Annotated in this window: 11 protein-coding genes; 6 read left to right on the top strand and 5 right to left on the bottom strand. The window is 72.8% G+C overall.

The features are described 5' to 3' along the window. Positions 1-104 precede the first annotated feature (104 nt). On the top strand, positions 105-2,030 hold the full coding sequence (locus O7599_RS19355; RefSeq protein ID WP_281616863.1) for an NHL domain-containing thioredoxin family protein: 1,926 nt from the start codon (positions 105-107) through the stop codon (positions 2,028-2,030). 46 nt (positions 2,031-2,076) lie between these two features. Continuing rightward, positions 2,077-2,373, top strand: coding sequence for a hypothetical protein (locus O7599_RS19350; RefSeq protein WP_281616862.1), 297 nt, complete (start codon positions 2,077-2,079; stop codon positions 2,371-2,373). On the opposite strand, the gene O7599_RS19345 is transcribed toward O7599_RS19350, so the two are convergent. Beyond that, a complete protein-coding gene (locus tag O7599_RS19345; RefSeq protein ID WP_281616861.1) occupies positions 2,370-2,957 on the bottom strand; it encodes a helix-turn-helix domain-containing protein in 588 nt (195 codons plus the stop codon). The two genes, O7599_RS19350 and O7599_RS19345, sit on opposite strands and share 4 nt — an antisense overlap. 69 nt (positions 2,958-3,026) lie before the next feature. Here O7599_RS19345 and O7599_RS19340 point away from each other — a divergent pair, with 69 nt between their 5' ends. After that, the gene (locus O7599_RS19340; RefSeq protein WP_281616860.1) at positions 3,027-3,785 is read left to right on the top strand and encodes a hypothetical protein; all 759 of its coding nucleotides are present in this window, start codon (positions 3,027-3,029) and stop codon (positions 3,783-3,785) included. A 4-nt stretch (positions 3,786-3,789) separates the two neighbouring features. Here O7599_RS19340 and O7599_RS19335 read toward each other — a convergent pair whose 3' ends face one another. After that, complete coding sequence (locus O7599_RS19335) at positions 3,790-5,118, bottom strand: M18 family aminopeptidase (RefSeq protein WP_281616859.1); 1,329 nt, start codon at positions 5,116-5,118, stop codon at positions 3,790-3,792. 171 nt (positions 5,119-5,289) lie between these two features. Here O7599_RS19335 and O7599_RS19330 point away from each other — a divergent pair, with 171 nt between their 5' ends. Further along, positions 5,290-6,237, top strand: a complete 948-nt coding sequence (locus tag O7599_RS19330; protein WP_281616858.1) for a sulfotransferase — start codon at positions 5,290-5,292, stop codon at positions 6,235-6,237. Between the two features lie 198 nt (positions 6,238-6,435). Here the strand turns inward: O7599_RS19330 and O7599_RS19325 are convergent, their stop codons facing one another. After that, a complete protein-coding gene (locus O7599_RS19325; RefSeq protein WP_281616857.1) occupies positions 6,436-8,262 on the bottom strand; it encodes an acyl-CoA dehydrogenase in 1,827 nt (608 codons plus the stop codon). 145 nt (positions 8,263-8,407) lie between these two features. On the opposite strand from O7599_RS19325, the gene O7599_RS19320 reads away from it, so the two are divergent. Both O7599_RS19320 and O7599_RS19315 read left to right on the top strand, forming a co-directional pair. After that, positions 8,408-8,938, top strand: coding sequence for an SseB family protein (locus tag O7599_RS19320; protein ID WP_281616856.1), 531 nt, complete (start codon positions 8,408-8,410; stop codon positions 8,936-8,938). A 129-nt stretch (positions 8,939-9,067) separates the two neighbouring features. Further along, a complete protein-coding gene (locus tag O7599_RS19315) occupies positions 9,068-10,027 on the top strand; it encodes a pirin family protein (RefSeq protein WP_281616855.1) in 960 nt (319 codons plus the stop codon). 52 nt (positions 10,028-10,079) lie between these two features. On the opposite strand, the gene O7599_RS19310 is transcribed toward O7599_RS19315, so the two are convergent. Together O7599_RS19310 and O7599_RS19305 are read right to left on the bottom strand one after the other, a co-directional pair. Further along, positions 10,080-13,049, bottom strand: a complete 2,970-nt coding sequence (locus tag O7599_RS19310; protein ID WP_281616854.1) for an FAD-binding and (Fe-S)-binding domain-containing protein — start codon at positions 13,047-13,049, stop codon at positions 10,080-10,082. An 88-nt stretch (positions 13,050-13,137) separates the two neighbouring features. Continuing rightward, complete coding sequence (locus O7599_RS19305) at positions 13,138-14,298, bottom strand: aminotransferase class V-fold PLP-dependent enzyme (RefSeq protein WP_281616853.1); 1,161 nt, start codon at positions 14,296-14,298, stop codon at positions 13,138-13,140. Positions 14,299-14,388 lie beyond the last annotated feature (90 nt).

The raw sequence follows: 14,388 nt of genomic DNA, 5'->3' as shown, positions 1-14,388 counted from the left end.
ACATCGCCCCCCAGCGGAATTCCGGCAGGGATCAGCCCTGAGCAGGGGCGTCCAGGATTCCTGCCCGTGGGAACCGCCACCTACGGGGATGGCACCCTGGACGCATGAACGCTGCCTCTCCTGCCCCGCGACGTGCCCGAGTCCGTGCCCCGGAGCTGATCGGCAAGGGCGGCTGGTTGAACACGGGTGGGAAGAACCTGACGCTCGCGGGCCTACGTGGTAAGTGTGTCGTCGTCGATTTTTGGGCCTTCTGCTGCATCAACTGCCTGCACGTCCTGGACGAGCTGCGCGAGCTGGAGGAGAAGCACCGGGACACGGTGGTCGTCGTCGGCGTGCACTCGCCGAAGTTCGTGCACGAGGCCGAGCACGCCGCCGTGGTGGACGCCGTCGAGCGCTACGGCGTCCACCACCCCGTGCTGGACGACCCGGAGCTGACCACGTGGAAGCAGTACGCGGTGCGGGCGTGGCCGACGCTGGTGGTGGTCGACCCGGAGGGGTACGTCGTCGCGCAGCACGCCGGGGAGGGGCACGTACACGCCATCGAGCGGCTGGTCGCGGAGCTGGAGGAGGAGCACGCGGCGAAGGGCACGCTGCGCCGGGGCGACGGGCCGTACGTGCCGCCGGAGCCGGTGGCGACGCATCTGCGCTTCCCGGGGAAGGCGCTGCGGCTGCCGTCGGGCAACCTGCTCGTCTCGGACACGACGCGGCACCGGCTGGTGGAGCTGGAGCCGGACGGCGAGACGGTGGTGCGGCGGTTCGGGAGCGGGGAGCGGGGCTTCGCGGACGGCCCGGCCGAGGCGCCGGGCGGCGGCGCGGCGGGGGACTCCGCGGAGGGCTCGGCGGGCGGCTCCGGGGCGCGCTTCAACGAGCCGCAGGGGCTGGCGTTGCTGCCGTCGGGGGCCGTGGCGGTGGCGGACACCGTGAACCACGCGATCAGGGCCGTCGACCTCGGTACCGGCTCGGTGACGACGCTGGCGGGGACCGGCCGGCAGTGGTGGCAGGGCTCGCCGGACTCGGGGCCGGGAAGAGAGGTCGACCTGTCGTCGCCGTGGGACGTCGCGTGGTTCGACGGACGGCTGTGGATCGCGATGGCGGGGGTCCACCAACTGTGGACGTACGACCCGGCGACCGGCACGGTGGCGGCGGCGGCCGGCACGACGAACGAGGGGCTGCTCGACGGGCCGGCGGACGGGGCGTGGTTCGCGCAGCCGTCGGGTCTCGCGGCGGCGGACGGCCGGCTGTGGATCGCGGACGCGGAGACGTCGGCGCTGCGCTGGCTGGAGCCGGGCGACGGGCCGGGGCGGCGGGCGCGGGTGCACACGGCGGTCGGCACCGGGCTCTTCGACTTCGGCCACCGCGACGGCCCGGCGGACGAGGCGCTGCTGCAGCACCCGTTGGGCGTCACGGCACTGCCGGACGGCTCGGTGGCGGTCTCGGACACGTACAACCACGCCCTGCGCCGCTACGACCCGGCCACCGGCACCGTGACCACCCTGGCGACGGACCTGCGGGAGCCGTCGGACGCGGTGGTGGACGGCGACGAGATCGTGGTCGTCGAGTCCGCCCGGCACCGCCTGACCCGGCTCCGGCTGCCGGAGGAGGCGGTCCGGGTGCCGCCGGTCGCGCACCGTACGCGGCGCGCTGCGACGGACGTGGCGCCGGGCAGCCTGTCGCTGGACGTCGTCTTCCGCGCCCCGCCGGGCCAGAAACTCGACACCCGCTACGGCCCGGCCACCCGCCTGCTGGTCAGCGCGACGCCGCCGTCGCTGCTGACGTCGGGCGAGGGCGCGGGCACGGAGCTGACGCGGGCGGTGGTCCTGTCGGCGGACGGCCCGGAGGAGGGCGTGCTGCACGTCTCGGCGATGGCGGCGAGCTGCGACGACGATCCGTCGGTGGAGTACCCGGCGTGCCACGTGCACCAGCAGGACTGGGGGGTGCCGATCCGGATCACGGAGTCGGGGGCGGGGCGGCTGCCGCTGATCCTGGCGGGGATGAACGAGGGGGAGGAAAGGGAAGAGGAAGACGCTTAGTGGAGAAACGACCCTGCATCGGTGCAGGCCAGATACGCTGGGCCGTATGAGTGAGACCGACGAGCTTCGTCGCCGTATCGACGCCCTGGAGGCCGAGATGGATGCTCTGCGCGAGCACCTGACCACCACGCGGGCGGTTGTCGCGATAAACGACCGGGACGTGGCGGAGTTCAAGTCGGAGCTGCGCGCGCACAAGCAGGTGCTGCAGGCGCTGCGCGAGACGCAGTTGGAGCAGGGTAAGCGGATCGACGCGCTTGACACCAAGGTGAGCACCGGCTTCGCCACCGTCTTGGCCGCCGTCCAGGCAATCGCCGACCGCCTGCCCGAGGAGCCCGCCTCCTAGTCCGCCGGGATACCGAACCACCGCAGATGAACCGGCCGCGCGCCCGGGGCGGCGTCCTCGGGTGTGTGGCGGTACTTCGCCAGGAGCTTCAGGTAGTCGTCGTGGAAGGCGTCCAACTGCTCCTTCGTCAGATGGCTCAGCCCGCGTGACCCCCGCAGCCACCCCTCTTCCGCACCTTCCCCCTCTGCCTCGCCCTCCCCGGCCTCCCGGGCCTGTCCCGCCGCGAACCGCCGCGCCAGCTCCAGGTCCTCGGCCCCGCGGAGCCGGTCCAGTTCTGCGATGACGGCCCGCTCCCCCGCTGTGACGTCGTCCATCGGCGGGCGGCGGATGTCCAGCCCCGGTACGCCGCGCCACCAGCGCTTGCGGCCCGCCGACCGCTCCGGGATGTCCTCGACGAGACCCCCGCGCTCCAGCATGCGCAGGTGGTAGCTGAGCGTCCCGGTGTTCTCGCCGAGGGCCGCCGCGAGCGTCGTCGACGTCGCCGGGCCGTGCACCGAGAGGTGGCGCAGGATGCGCAGCCGCAGGGGGTGCGCGAGCGCCTTGAGCGCTTCCGGGCTGCTGACCTTGCGCCGCTCGTCCGTCATGCCCGCAGTTTATCCACAGGGTTCTCTGCAGAGCTTTCTTTGCAGAGAAAGCTCTGCAATGCTGAAGCCATGACGAAGAACTTGACGAAGAACATGACGAAGGACTGGAACCAACGGTCGTACGGGACGCGCGCCGCCCGGCTCGCGGCCCCCGCGCTCACCGCCCTGCTCGCCGTCCTCACCACCGGCGCCGCCCCGGCCTCCCCGGCCGCGGAGACCGGTCCGCCCGGGGCCGGGTTCGACTTCGGCGCCTGCCCGGCCGCGGACGAGTTGCCCGCCGGCGCCGATCCCGGGACCTGGAGGTGTGAGGTCATGCGGGCGACGGGGCGGCTGCGGATCGGGGGTGTGGACGAGCCCGTCGGCCGGCCGATGACGCTGACGTTCGCGGAGGGCCGGGTGGACGGCGCGTATGCCCAGGTGTTCGGCGAGCTGACCGCCGAGCCGATACGGGTCGGGGGGACACCGCTGACGCTCACGCCGCGGTACGGGGGCTACAGCGACTTCGAGTCCGACGACCTGCGCCGCGGGGAGCTGGACCTGACCCTCGCGGTCGGCGGCCCGCTGCTCCCGAAGGGCTGCTCCATAGGCGCGGCGGCCACGGAGCCGATCCACCTCGTGCTCAAGGACACCCGCCCCACGGAGGTGATATCCGAGGACCCGCCGGTGGTCTCCTTCGGCGCCGCGGACACGGAGTTCGCCGCTCCGCGCACCGACGGCTGCGGACGCCCGGGCGGCCGGATCCTGGACCGGGTGCTGGACCTGCCGGCTCCGGCGGGGGAGAACCGGCTCGAACTCGACGCCACGGTGGCCCTCAGGCCGTACGCGTGACGCGTCACCCCGTCAGGAACGCCGCCAGCGCGCCGGCCAGCAGGTGCGGGTCCTCCGCGCCGCACAGCTCCCGCGCCGAGTGCATCGAGAGGATGGCCACCCCGATGTCCACGGTCGTGATCCCGTGGCGGGCCGCCGTGATGGGCCCGATGGTCGTGCCGCAGGGCATCGCGTTGTTCGAGACGAACGACTGCCACGGCACCCCGGCCCGCTCGCAGGCGGTCGCCAGGATTCCGCGGCCGGCGCCGTCCGTGGCGTAGCGCTGGTTGACGTTGACCTTGAGGAGCGGGCCGCCGTTCGGCATGGGGTGGTGGCCCGGCTCGTGGCGTTCGGCGTAGTTCGGGTGCACGGCGTGGCCGGTGTCGGAGGAGAGGCAGACGGAGCCGGCCAGGGCGCGGGCCGCGTCGTCGTACGAGCCGCCGCGGGCGGCGACGGTGCGGCGCAGGACGGTGCCGAGGAGGGGCCCCTCCGCGCCGGTGTCGGACTGGCTGCCGGTCTCCTCGTGGTCGAAGGCCGCCAGCACCGGGACCCTGGTCGGCGGGGTGCCCGCCGTGGCCGCGGCGGCGAGGGCGGCGACGCCGGCGTGGACGGACAGGAGGTTGTCCATGCGCGGGCCCGCGAGCAGTTCGCGGTCGCGGCCGAGGTAGGCAGGCGGTTCGACGCTGTGGGCCATCAGGTCCCAGCCGAGGATGTCGCCTGCCGCGACCCCGGCCTCCGCGGCCAGGAACTCGACGAGGTCGCCCTCGCGTACGGTGCCGAGGCCCCAGATCGGCGTCATGTGGCGCTGCTTGTCGAGCTTGAGGCCCTCGGTGACCACGCCACGGTCGAGGTGGATGGCGAGCTGCGGCACGCGCAGCAGCGGCCGGTCGACGTCGACCAGCCGCGTCTCACCGCCGCCCGCGCTCCCGCGCGTCGCGCCCGGCCGCAGCGTCAGCCGCCCCGCCAGCCCCAGGTCCCGGTCCAGCCAACTGTTCAGCAGCGGTCCGCCGTAGACCTCCACCGCGATCTGCCGCCACCCGTGGGCGCCGGTGTCGGGGACCGGCTTGACCCGCAGATTGGGCGAGTCCGTATGGGCGCCGACGATGTGGAACGGCGTCTCGGGCGGGCTGCCCTCGGGCACGTACCAGGCGATCAGCGCGCCGCCGCGCAGCACGTAGCGGCCGCCGGCCGTCGCGTCCCAGGCGTCGGTCTCCCGGAGCCGCGTGAAGCCGGCCTTCTCCAGCCGCCGGGCGGCCTCGGCCACGGCGTGGTACGGCGTGGGGGAGGCGGCGAGGTAGCCGGCGAGGTCGTCGGTGTGGCTGCGGTCGAACCGGGGCGGCGGAGCTGTGGTCATGTCCACAGCCTAAGACGTGCGTGAGAAGCGGAATCGAGCCATTGCCTTCGCCGAATCGTTGTCTTACGTTCTTTCGGGTGTGCGGCGCCTGTTACCAGTGAGGTACCTGCCGTCCGCACGGGGGGAGTCACACGGACGGGCACGGTGCGAAGGAAGGGTGGCAAGGGCCACATGGGAGTCGTGAACACGGGCATCAAACGCAGGGCTCGGCTGCTGGGCGAGGCGCTCCGGCCGCCGCGGCAGTTGACCGGGCCGGGCGCGGAGGCGGTCCCGGCGGGTCAGGTGGCGCCCGGAGCCGCGACGCCGCAGAAGACGCCGGCCGGCGCCGGGCCGAAGGGTCCGCGCCCGCCCAAGAAGACGGTCGAGCAGGACTACGGGGTGGATGCCATGCCCCGGCAGGTCGAGGCGCCGGTCTTCGTGCTCGCGCCGGTACGCTCCGGCTCCACCCTGCTGCGCATGCTGCTCAACAGCCACTCGCGCATACGCGCCCCGCACGAGCTGCACCTGCGCACCCTCGGCGTGGAGCTGACCCCCGGCTTCTCCGACCAGTCGATGCTCGAACTGGGCCTGGACAAGGTGGAGCTGGAGCACGTGCTGTGGGACCGGGTGCTGCACCTGGAGCTGGAGCGCAGCGGCAAGGACATCGTGGTCGACAAGACCCCGGGCAACGTGTGGGCGTGGGAACGGCTGACGCACGCCTGGCCGAAGGCGAAGTTCCTGTTCCTGCTGCGTCACCCCGAGGGCGTCGTCAGCTCGCTGGAGAACCGCAAGTCCAACACCGCCACCCGCGCGCAGAACGAGGCGAACGCGCTGAAGTACTTCGAGCCGCTGGAGCGGGCCCGCGCCGCGCTCGACGGCCACACCCTCACGTACGAGGACCTGACCTCCGACCCGGAGCGGGTCATGCGCGGGGTGTGCGCGTACCTGGGGGTGGAGTTCGAGGCGTCGATGCTGGAGTACGGCGAGCAGGACCACGGCCGGCTCCGGCCCAACCTCGGCGACCGCAGCGACAACATCAAGTCCGGCCGGATCCAGGCGGCCCGCACGTTCGAGGAGGGGGCCGCCGAGCTGTCGCCGAAGATGGCGGAGTACGCCGCCGCCTGGGGCTACCGGAGCTGACCCGGCCGCACGAGTCGTACGAGCCCGCACAAGCAGCACGAGTCCCCGAGCCCACGAGCCCCTCGGGGGTCCGGATCCGGCGCCGCCGTCGTCGTCAGCGGGCGCCGCGTCCGGACCCCGGGGCCCGGGCGCGGCGCCCGCGTCAGCGCGTACGCCCGCGGTGCAGCCCGCACGCCGCACCCCGTCACGTCCCGCGCGTCAGAACGCGGCCTCGTCCAGCTCCATCAGCGACTGGTCCGTGCTCTCCGCCAGCGCCCGCTGCACGCCGACCCCCGGCAGCACGTTCCGCGCGAAGAACGTCGCCGCCGCGATCTTCCCCTGGTAGAACGCCACGTCCTTCGGGGCGGCCGTCGGCAGCTTCTCCGCGGCCACCGCGGCGCCCCTGAGCAGCAGGTAGGCGATCACGACGTCGCCGGAGGCGAGCAGCAGCCGGGTGGTGTTGAGCCCCACCTTGTAGATGGACTTCACGTCCTTCTCGGTGGCCGCGAGGTCGGCCAGCATCACCCCGACGATGGCCTCCAGGTCCACCGCCGCCGTGGCCAGCTCGTCGCGCGCCGCGCCCAGTTGCTCCCCGCCGACCGCCTCGGCCAGGAACTTCTTGATCTCCTCGGCCAGCGAGGTCAGCGCCTGCCCCTGGTTGCGGACGATCTTCCGGAAGAAGTAGTCCTGCCCCTGGATGGCGGTGGTGCCCTCGTAGAGCGTGTCGATCTTCGCGTCCCGGATGTACTGCTCGATCGGGTACTCCTGCAGATAGCCGGAGCCGCCGAAGGTCTGCAGCGACTGGGCGAGCTGCTCGTACGACTTCTCCGACCCGTACCCCTTCACGATCGGCAGCAGCAGGTCGTTCAGCGCCTGCTGCGCCGAGGTGTCCTCGCCCGCGGCCTGGCGGACCTGGATGGTGTCCTGCACGGAGGCGGTGTAGAGGACGAGGGCGCGCATGCCCTCGGCGTACGCCTTCTGCGTCATCAGGGAGCGGCGCACGTCCGGGTGGTGCGTGATGCTCACGCGCGGCGCGGTCTTGTCGGTGAACTGCGCCAGGTCCGGGCCCTGGACGCGCTCCTTCGCGTACTCCAGCGCGTTGAGGTAGCCGGTCGAGAGGGTGGCGATGGCCTTCGTGCCGACCATCATCCGCGCGAACTCGATGATCTTGAACATCTGGCGGATGCCGTCGTGCTTCCCGCCCAGCAGCCAGCCCTTCGCCGGCTGCCGGTCGCCGAAGGTCAGCTCGCAGGTGTTGGAGACCTTCAGGCCCATCTTGTGCTCGACGTTGGTGGCCTGGACGCCGTTGCGCTCGCCCAGCTCGCCGGTCTCCCAGTCGAAGTCGTACTTGGGCACGACGAACAGGCTCAGCCCCTTCGTGCCGGGTCCGGCGCCCTCCGGGCGGGCGAGCACGAAGTGCACGATGTTCTCCGACAGGTCGTGCTCGCCGGAGGTGATGAAGCGCTTCACGCCCTCGATGTGCCACGTGCCGTCCGGCTGCTCCAGCGCCTTCGCGCGCCCGGCGCCCACGTCGGAGCCGGCGTCCGGCTCGGTGAGCACCATCGTCGAGCCCCAGCGCCGCTCCACCATCAGCCGCGCGACCTTGCGCTGCTCCTCGGTGCCCTCGTCGTACAGGACGCCGGCGAAGGCGGGCCCCGAGGCGTACATCCACACGGCCGGGTTCGCGCCCAGCACCATCTCGGCGTACGCCCAGATCAGCGACGACGGCGTCGGCGTGCCGCCGATCTCCTCGGGCAGGCCGAGGCGCCACCACTCGGCGTCGAGGTAGGTCTCGTACGACTTCTTGAAGGACGCCGGGACGGGCGCGGTGCCGGTCTCGGGGTCGAAGACCGGGGGGTTGCGGTCGCCGTCGGTGAAGGACTCGGCCAGGTCGTTCTCGGCCAGCCGGGCGATCTCCGTGAGCACGCTCCGGGCGGTCTCGGTGTCCATCTCCTCGAAGGGGCCCGTGCCGTAGACGTCGCCGCGGCCCAGCACCTCGAAGAGGTTGAACTCGATGTCCCGGAGGTTCGACTTGTAGTGGCCCATGCGCAGGCTCCGTATCAGGCATAAGGGGTCAGCGACCACCTATGATGCTACCCGTCAGTAATAAAACGCAACCCTCGTTTTGTCACATCCCGCCGACTGGCGGAGTCCGCACCGGTACGCCCGCGGCGCGGCTAGGCTTGAATGCATGTACGGCTACGACCAGTCCGCCGGTTACGGCGCCCCGCAGGGTCACCCCCAGGCGCCCGGGCCGGGACACCCTCAGGGGCACCACTACGCCGCCCCGCCCCCCGGGCCGTACGACCAGCCCGCCCCCGGCTACGCCGAGCAGCCCCTCTACCCCGAGCCGTCCCAGCCCGCGCCGCCGTCCCTGGCCGATGCGGTCAAGGCGTTCACCGGCGGGGCGATCGGCTCCGAGGACTTCCAGCAGATCTTCGCCACCTCCAAGATCTACTGCCCCCGCGGCGACAACCCCGGCTTCCTCGCCCTGCACAACACCCAGCAGCCGGTGATCCCCCTCTTCAGCTCGCTGAAGGAGCTGCGCCGCTACGCGGGCCGGGAGTCGAAGTACTTCACGGTCACCGGCGCGGAGGTCATCGACCTGCTGCCGACGGGCTACGGCTTCGTGCTCGACATCGAGGGCGACCACCGCATGGTCGTGGACGCGAAGGCGGTCGAGGAGATGGTCGACTTCGCGATGCGCCGCATGTACGGCTGAGCCTCCCCGTCCCTCGCACCCCGCCCCGCGTACCCCGCCCGTCCCCGCCTCCACGTCCGGGAATGAGCCGCGCCTCGACAGTGGTTTAGGCTTCAACTAGCCTGAGGGTGCCCAACCGAGGAGGCCGCCATGCCCGCCGTCAGCGTCGACAACCCCCTGCTTCTGCCCCGCGTCTCCCCGCCGGACCCGGCCGCCGCACCCGACCGCCTGGTGCGCGCGGTCAGCACCGCCCCGTCCGGCTTCGAGGGCGAGGGCTTCCCGGTCCGGCGCGCGTTCGCGGGCATCGACATGGCCCGGCTCGACCCGTTCATCATGATGGACCAGATGGGCGAGGTGGAGTACGCGCCCGGAGAGCCGAAGGGCACTGCGTGGCACCCGCACCGCGGGTTCGAGACCGTGACGTACCTCATCGACGGCACCCTCGTGCACCAGGACTCCAACGGCGGCGGCGGGGTCATCGGCGGCGGCGACACCCAGTGGATGACGGCGGGCGGCGGCATCCTGCACATCGAGGCCCCGCCGGAGGAGCTGGTCGTCAGCGGCGGCGTCTTCCACGGGCTGCAGCTCTGGGTCAACCTGCCCGCGAAGGACAAGCTGATGGCCCCGCGCTACCAGGACATCGGCGGCGGCAGCGTCACCCTCCTCACCACCCCCGACGGCGGGGCCGTGCTGCGGCTGATCGCCGGCGACCTCGACGGCCACGCGGGACCCGGCAGCACGCACACCCCGATCTCGATGATCCACGCCACGGTCAGCCCCGGCGCCGAGGTCACCCTGCCGTGGCGCGCGGACTTCAACGGCCTCGCCTACGTCCTCGCCGGCCACGGCACCGCCGGCCGCGAGCGGCGCCCCCTGCACACGGGCCAGACGGCGGTCTTCGGCGCCGGCGGGGCGCTGACCGTACGGGCCGACGAGGCGCAGGACGGCAACGCCCCCGACCTGGAGGTCGTCCTCCTCGGCGGCCGGCCGATCCGCGAGCCGGTGGCGCACTACGGACCGTTCGTGATGAACAACCGCGCCGAGCTCGTCCAGGCGTTCGAGGACTTCAAGGCCGGCCGCCTCGGCACCGTACCCGCAGAACACGGCTGACCGCCCGGAGCGCCCCGGCCCGGACCCGACCGCGGCCCGTGCCGCACAGCCCTCACGCCTCCGCGGGCGCCTCCGGGGACAGGGCGTCCCGGATGAGCTGGAGCGGGTGCCGGGCGGCGCGGCCGGTGCCGTGGTCGATCTGCTGCCGGCAGGAGACTCCGGTGGCGACGAGGACCGTGGTGTCCGGCTCGGCGGCGACGGCGGGGAAGAGCCGGTCGCCGCCGACCTTCATGGAGACCTCGTAGTGCTCGGCCTCGAAGCCGAACGACCCCGCCATTCCGCAGCAGCCGGCGTCGAGCTCCTCGACCTCGGCGCCCGGTATGCGCTTCAGCAGCTCCACCGTCGCGGCGGTGCCCACCTCGGCCTTCTGGTGGCAGTGCCCGTGGTAGAGCAGTCTGCGGCCCGCGAGCGGGGAGTCGGCCGCGAGGGTCAGCAGGCCCTCGTCGATCGCCTCCAGCACCAGCTCCTCCACCTGGCGTACGCGTCCGGCGATGTCCCGCACAGCGGGATCGCCGGGGAACAGGGAGAGGTGTTCGTCGCGCAGCGTCATCAGGCACGAGGGTTCGACGCCGACGATCGGCGAACCGGGCTCGCTCTGCTCGCCGAGCGTGCGGACCAGGTCGCGCGCCTGGCTCCTGGCCCGGTCCAGCAGTCCCTTGGACAGGCTGGACCTGCCGCAGCAGCCGCCGCGGGCGAGCCGGACCTCCCAGCCGGCGCGCTCCAGCAGCTCGATGGCCGTACGCCCGATCTCCGGCTCGCTGTACGTGGTGAAGGAGTCGGCGAGGAAGGTGACGCTTCCCCTCGTCCCCGGCCGGGCCACCGTGGCGCGGCGGCGGAACCACCGGACGAGGTTGCGCCGGTGGAACGTGGGCAGCGGCCGCTCGGGTGCGATGCCCAGCAGCCGGCCCGCGAGCAGGCGCAGGGGACGCAGCCGCCCGGGCAGGTTGGACAGCGGCGCGGTCGCCGAGCCCAGCTTGTTCAGCATCCGGATGGAGCCGAAGACGCGGGAGCGCAGCGGCACCCCGTGGGCGGCGTGGTGGTGGGCGAGCGCCTCGCTCTTGAGGGTGGCGATGTCCACGCCGAGGGGGCATTCGCTCTTGCACGCCTTGCACATCAAACACAGGTCGAGGACCTCGTGGAGCCGTTCGTCGCCGAGCGCCCGGCCGGGGTCCGGCTCCGAGAGGGCCTTGACGAGCGCGTTGGCCCGGCCCCGCGTGGAGTGCTCCTCCTCCCCCGTCGCCATATAAGAGGGGCACATGACCCCGGTGCCGTCCTTGCGGCAGAGCCCGATGTTCATGCAGCGGTCGGCGGCGCCGCGCATGCCGCCGACGACCTCGAAGTCCAGGTGCGTCCGCAGCGGCGGCGCGGGCGGTAGTGCGGCGTCCCGCAGGTTCTCGGTCATCGGCGGGGCGTCCACGATCTTGCCGGGGTTCATCCGGTCCCCGGGGTCGAAGAGGCGCTTGACCTCGCGCATGGCCTCGTAGAGCTCGTCGCCGAACAGCTCGCGGTTGAACTCGCTGCGGGCCAGGCCGTCCCCGTGCTCGCTGGAGTTCACGCCGCCGTACTCCGTGACCAGGTCCTTGATCTCCTCCGCGACCGCCCGCATCGTCGTCACCTGCGCCGGGTCGGCGACGTCCACGAACGGCCGGATGTGCAGGCAGCCGACCGAGCAGTGGCCGTAGAACCCCGCGTGGAGCCCGTGGCGGTCCAGCACCGCCTGGAAGCGGCGGGTGTAGTCGGCGAGGTGCGCGGGAGGGACGGCGGTGTCCTCGACGAACGCAAGGGGCCGCCGCGTGCCCTCGCCGGCGGCCATGAGCAGTCCCAGGCTGGACTTGCGCACCTTCAGCAGCGCCTGTTGCTGCTGCGGCGTGACGGCCCGCAGGGTGTGGTAGCCGTGACCGTGCTCCGCCCACAGCGTGCACAGCTTCTCCAACCCGGCGAGCAGCTCCGGCTCGTCGTCCCCGGAGAAGTTCACGAACAGCAGCGCGCCCGGGTCGCCGACCAGGATGCTGCCCAGGGCGGCGTACTCGATCTTCCGGCGGGAGAGGTCCAGGATGGTGCGGTCCATCATCTCGACGGCCGCCGGGTCGCAGGCCAGGGCGTCCTCGGTGGCGGCGATCGCGTCGGCCGTCGAGGCGAAGTGCCCCACGGCGATGACCGTGCGGCGCGGCCTGGGCACCAGGTCGACCAGGGCGCGGGTGGTCACCACGAGGGTGCCCTCCGAGCCGACGACGAACTTCGCCAGGTCGGGCCGCTCCTGCCCGGCGACGCGGTCCAGCCGGTAGCCGCAGGCCCGGCGCCAGAACGGCGGGAAGCCGTCCGCGATGGCCGCGGCGTGGGCGGCGGCGATCTGCGGCAGCCGCCGGTGGATGTCGCCTTCGAGCGTGGGCAGGGCGGTGCGGCGGGCCCACTCCGCCGCGTCCAGCGGGCCCAGGCGGGTCTGGGTGCCGTCGGAGAGCACGACCTCCAGCTCCCGGACGTGGTCGATGGTCATGCCGTGGCGGAGCGAGCCGCTGCCGGCCGAGTTGTTGCCGATCATGCCGCCGATCGTGGCGCGGTTGCTGGTCGAGGTGTCGGGGCCGAACATCAGGCCGTGCGGGGCCGCCGCCCGGTTCAGCAGGTCCTGTACGACGCCGGGTTCGACGAGGGCGGTGCGCCGCTCGGGGTCGATCTCGACGATGCGGTTCATGTGCCGGGACAGGTCCAGCACCAGGCCGGGGCCCACCGTCTGCCCGGCCAGGCTCGTCCCGGCGCCGCGGGGGACCAGCGGCACGCCGTGGTCGGCCGCCACCCGCACCGCCGCCGCGACGTCGCCGGCGTGCCGCGGGAAGACCACGCCGACCGGCGTGATGGCGTACATGCTGGCGTCCCGCGCATAGAGGTGGCGCGTGTAGTCGTCGAACCTGACGTCCCCCTCGACGTCGGCCCGCAGGGCCCGCTCAAGCTTCGGGTGCGCGGCCCCGTGTGCGGCGGGCGTCGCCGGCACCGCGGCGGCCGGAGAGCTGCTGTTCTGCGCGGTCATCGGTCGCGGTGCTCCTTCGTGCGGCGTGCTTGCGGCGTGACGGGTACGGGGGCGGGCGTACGGGAGGCGCGGGTACGGGCCGGCGGGGCTACCGCGAGCGCAGCACGGCCAGCGCGGCGGTGAGCCCGGCGGGATCGACGGGAACACCGGCGAGTTCGAGCCCCATCTGGACGCCGGCGAGGGTGCCGGCCAGGGTGAGGTCGTTGAAGTGGCCCAGGTGGCCGATGCGGAAGACCCGGCCGCTGAGCTTGCCGAGGCCGGTGCCGAGGGACATGTCGAAGCGCTCCAGAATGATCTTGCGCACCCTGTCGGCGTCGTGGCCCTCGGGCAGGAGTACGGCGGTGAGCGAGCCGGAGTGCTCGCGCTCGTCGGCGCACAGCACCTCCAGGCCCCAGGCCCGCACGGCGGCCCGGGTCGCCGCGGCGTGCCGGGCGTGCCGGGCGAAGACCTGCGGCAGCCCCTCCTCCTGGAGCATCCGGAGCGCTTCCTCCAGTCCGTACAGGAGGTTGGTGGCGGGCGTGTACGGGAAGTAGCCCTGCTCGTTCGCGGCGATGACCGGCTGCCAGTCCCAGAAGGACGTGCGCAGGGCCGACTTACGCGCGGCCCGCAGCGCCTTGGCGCTGACGGCGTTGAAGCTCAGCCCGGGCGGCAGCATCAGGCCCTTCTGCGAGCCGGCGACCGTGACGTCCACCCCCCACTCGTCGTGGCGGTAGTCGATCGAGCCGAGGGAGGAGATGGTGTCGACGAGCAGCAGCGCCGGGTGGCCCGCGGCGTCCATGGCGCGCCGTACGTCGGCGACGCGGCTGGTGACGCCGGTCGACGTCTCGTTGTGGACGACGCAGACCGCCTTGATCGAGTGGGAGAGGTCGGCGGACAGCCGGCCCTCGACCGTCGCCGGATCCACTCCGTGCCGCCAGTCCCCGGGGACGAAGTCGACCTCCAGGCCCAGTTCGCGGGCCATCTCCCGCCAGAGGGTGGCGAAGTGGCCCGTCTCGAAGCAGAGCACGCGGTCCCCGGGGCTGAGCGTGTTCACGAGGGCGGCCTCCCACGCGCCCGTACCCGACGCGGGATAGATCACCACGGGCTGCGAGGTGCCGAACACCGGGCCCAGCGCGCCGAGCAGACGGTGCGTCAGCGCCGAGAACTCGGGGCCCCGGTGATCGATCGTGGGCGCCGCCATCGCGCGGAGCACCCGGTCGGGGACGTTGGTGGGTCCCGGGATCTGGAGGAAGTGGCGGCCGGTGCTCATCGCTCGGGTCCCCTCTCTTGTGCCGTATCGTGGCACGCTGTACCGTAATGCGACACGAGGAGAATAGGGTCGGCCGGAGGGGGAGTCAAC

Origin of the sequence: Streptomyces sp. WMMC500, from assembly GCF_027497195.1 — a bacterium.
Lineage (GTDB): Bacteria > Actinomycetota > Actinomycetes > Streptomycetales > Streptomycetaceae > Streptomyces.
Note: the sequence above shows the minus strand (reverse complement) of the source record. Positions and strands in the feature narration are given on the sequence as shown.

Bases quoted from the DNA above. Each gene is read 5' to 3' on its own strand.
- O7599_RS19320 (WP_281616856.1), top strand. From the start codon at position 8,408: ATGTACGGCTACGACCAGTCCGCCGGTTACGGCGCCCCGCAGGGTCAC.
- O7599_RS19315 (WP_281616855.1), top strand. From the start codon at position 9,068: ATGCCCGCCGTCAGCGTCGACAACCCCCTGCTTCTGCCCCGCGTCTCC.
- O7599_RS19310 (WP_281616854.1), bottom strand. From the start codon at position 13,049: ATGACCGCGCAGAACAGCAGCTCTCCGGCCGCCGCGGTGCCGGCGACG.
- O7599_RS19305 (WP_281616853.1), bottom strand. From the start codon at position 14,298: ATGAGCACCGGCCGCCACTTCCTCCAGATCCCGGGACCCACCAACGTC.
- O7599_RS19335 (WP_281616859.1), bottom strand. From the start codon at position 5,118: ATGACCACAGCTCCGCCGCCCCGGTTCGACCGCAGCCACACCGACGAC.
- O7599_RS19350 (WP_281616862.1), top strand. From the start codon at position 2,077: ATGAGTGAGACCGACGAGCTTCGTCGCCGTATCGACGCCCTGGAGGCC.
- O7599_RS19340 (WP_281616860.1), top strand. From the start codon at position 3,027: ATGACGAAGAACTTGACGAAGAACATGACGAAGGACTGGAACCAACGG.
- O7599_RS19355 (WP_281616863.1), top strand. From the start codon at position 105: ATGAACGCTGCCTCTCCTGCCCCGCGACGTGCCCGAGTCCGTGCCCCG.
- O7599_RS19325 (WP_281616857.1), bottom strand. From the start codon at position 8,262: ATGGGCCACTACAAGTCGAACCTCCGGGACATCGAGTTCAACCTCTTC.
- O7599_RS19345 (WP_281616861.1), bottom strand. From the start codon at position 2,957: ATGACGGACGAGCGGCGCAAGGTCAGCAGCCCGGAAGCGCTCAAGGCG.
- O7599_RS19330 (WP_281616858.1), top strand. From the start codon at position 5,290: ATGGGAGTCGTGAACACGGGCATCAAACGCAGGGCTCGGCTGCTGGGC.